2 protein-coding genes are annotated in these 2,388 nt (G+C 64.4%); one reads left to right on the top strand and one right to left on the bottom strand.

Translation table 11 applies throughout. The features are described 5' to 3' along the window. Positions 1–105: 105 nt before the first annotated feature. Positions 106–2,097, bottom strand: a complete 1,992-nt coding sequence (locus AAGI46_16885; GenBank protein ID MEM1013883.1) for a glycoside hydrolase family 15 protein — start codon at positions 2,095–2,097, stop codon at positions 106–108. Here AAGI46_16885 and AAGI46_16890 point away from each other — a divergent pair. Further along, positions 2,080–2,388 (top strand): hypothetical protein (locus tag AAGI46_16890; GenBank protein ID MEM1013884.1); only part of this gene is annotated, 309 nt, incomplete at its 3' end. The two genes, AAGI46_16885 and AAGI46_16890, sit on opposite strands and share 18 nt — an antisense overlap.

Here is a 2,388-nt window from a genome sequence, read left to right on the forward strand (position 1 = left end):
CGCGGGCTTACAGCCCGCAGATGTGTTCGTTGGATCACGCTGTTTGCGACCCGAACCTGCGGGCTGTAAGCCCGCGGCTACCGGAAACGGGAACGGTTGGGCACTTCACGCCGCCTGAGCGTCATCGGCGTCCGGCGTTTCCGGACGGGCTGGGGGCTCGGGGATCGAGAAGTCGTCCTGGTACTCACCGCCCGGGGCGTCGGGGACGTCGCTGCTGTGGGTGCTCTGGAAGCGCCCCGGCACGCGCATCTGGAACGTGTCAGGTCCGGCGTTGACGCGGTCGAGCTGTTCGAGCTTTTCCAGGTACTTCATCACCGTGCTGCAGACGGTCGCGTGGCTCCACGTGAGCGGGCTGACGCTGATCGGGTCGTTCGTGTACGGATTGACCTGCTCGGCGAGCACGCCGGACTCCAGGGCGTGACTGGCGGTCCACTCGAAGATCGGATGGGCCTCTTGAAGCTCGCCCTTGGTGTTGGCGACGTGGATCTTGTAGTCCGCCAGCCAGAGCGTGCAGATGAACCACGGGTTGCCCGGCACCTTGTCGATGTCGTCGCTGATGCGGTGGTAATAGTCGTTCGTGTACCGGGCGACGCCGCCGACGTCGGTCTTGACCCACAGCTCGTCCTCGACGGCCTGCATGGTCGCCTGGACGCGCGGGTCGTCGCCGGCGAAGAGGTGGAACTTGTAGATCGCAAAGAGCGACGCGTCGATGACATCGTCGACCTCGAACAGGCCGTCGCAGTCGGGCTTTTCGTGGAGGGTCTCGGCCTCGGGGTCCTCGTAGTGCGGTTCCTGCGGCGGACCCTTGGCATCGGTTGGAACGAGCCGGCGGGCGAATCGGCCCAGGCGATCGCTCCAGAGGTACTTCGCCGCGGCCTCGCGAATCTCGGCAGCAGCTTTGCCGTACTTCTCGGCACGATCCGAGTCGCCGAAGCTGACGGCGAAGTTCCGCGCCGCGATCAGTCCGCCGTAGACGGTGGCGACCGTGAACGCGTGGATACCCCACCGCTCCTCCCACAGGTCATAGCTCGGAAGTGGCAGGCCGGTCTTGTCGTCGCGGTACGCGCACATGAAGTCGGCCGCCGGGATGACGACGTCAATCCACAACGGGCGGACGTACTCCGTGTCGCGGTAGCGCCAGTAGTGACGCCACATCGCCCATACGACGAGCGCGGTCTCGTCTTCCTGGATGGGCAGCGACGGCTCGCCGTCCTTGATCCACGGGTGCCAGCTGGAGGCGGGCGAGCCGTCGGGGTTGTACTTGTGCAGGAAAAAGCCCTCGGGTTGGATCAACCGCTGACAGAAGCTGTAGAAGTTGCGGGCCAAGTCGCTGAACCCACAGAGATCAAGCGCGTCCGCGACGAGTGCTCCGTCCCTCGGCCACATGTAGCTGTATGTGTCGCGGGCGAATTGCATGATGTCGCTGTCGTTCGCCGCCAGGATCGCGCCTTCGTCGTCGATCTGCGTGCGGACGGTCAGCAGCGACCGCTTGAACATCTTGACGACCGGCTCGGACAGGTCGCCGAACTGGACGCCCGCGCCCTGGCTCCAGAGTCGCCAGTAGTCGGTCGTGCGTTTGACGACCCGGCCGGGCGTCTGTCGCGTGAGCCAGCGGTGCAGCTCTGCCACCTCGTCACGACTCTTGCCGGCAATGATGGCCATGTAGAGCGTGCGGGTCTCGCCGGGGGCTAGGTGGACGTTGATGCTCATCGTCGCGTCGACGGCACCCTGGGCGATCGGGTTCATGCCCAGCTTGCCGTCCTCGGCATCGCGGTACGTGCCCTCTGCCCCACCGAAGCCGCTGGTGCCGGTGGCGTACTCATCGACGCGCTGGCTAATGGGGTACTCACCGCCGTTGCCGTGCTCTTCGAAGAACGTGGCGGAGAGGTACCGCTTGCCGCGGTAGTGGACCATGCTCTTGAGTTCGGGATCGTAGTACGCGGTGTCGCCGATCCGCGTTCCGAACATCAGGAAGTCGTTATGGTGAAACAGCTTCACCAGCCGGGCGGAGTCGAGACGGTTGTGGACGCGCACCTTGCGGACCAGGACGTTGCGGTTGAAGTCGACGACGTCGTTGCAGTGCAGGCTGATCTGCAACTCGTCGTGCCACAGGTCAACGTCCGTCGTCAGCGCATCATCGAGGTAGCGAAGACGTCGTTGGAAGCCGTCGTCGCTGGTCCAGGCGAGCTTGCCGGCCGACTCGTTGCGTCCCTTGGGTCCTGGAATTTCGGCCCAAACACCGAAGTGGCAAGGGCTTGCGCCGGATTTGTTGTCTTGGCCGACGTGCGGGAATTAGCTATCGCGCAGCGGATTTTGATCGTCAACCGTGAGGAGCAAACGGCCATTACCAACAGGAAGATCGCGTGGCATGTCTCTCCTGAATCGGCC

It is taken from the genome of Planctomycetota bacterium, assembly GCA_038746835.1.
In the GTDB taxonomy this organism is placed as follows: Bacteria; Planctomycetota; Phycisphaerae; order Tepidisphaerales; family Tepidisphaeraceae; genus JBCDKH01.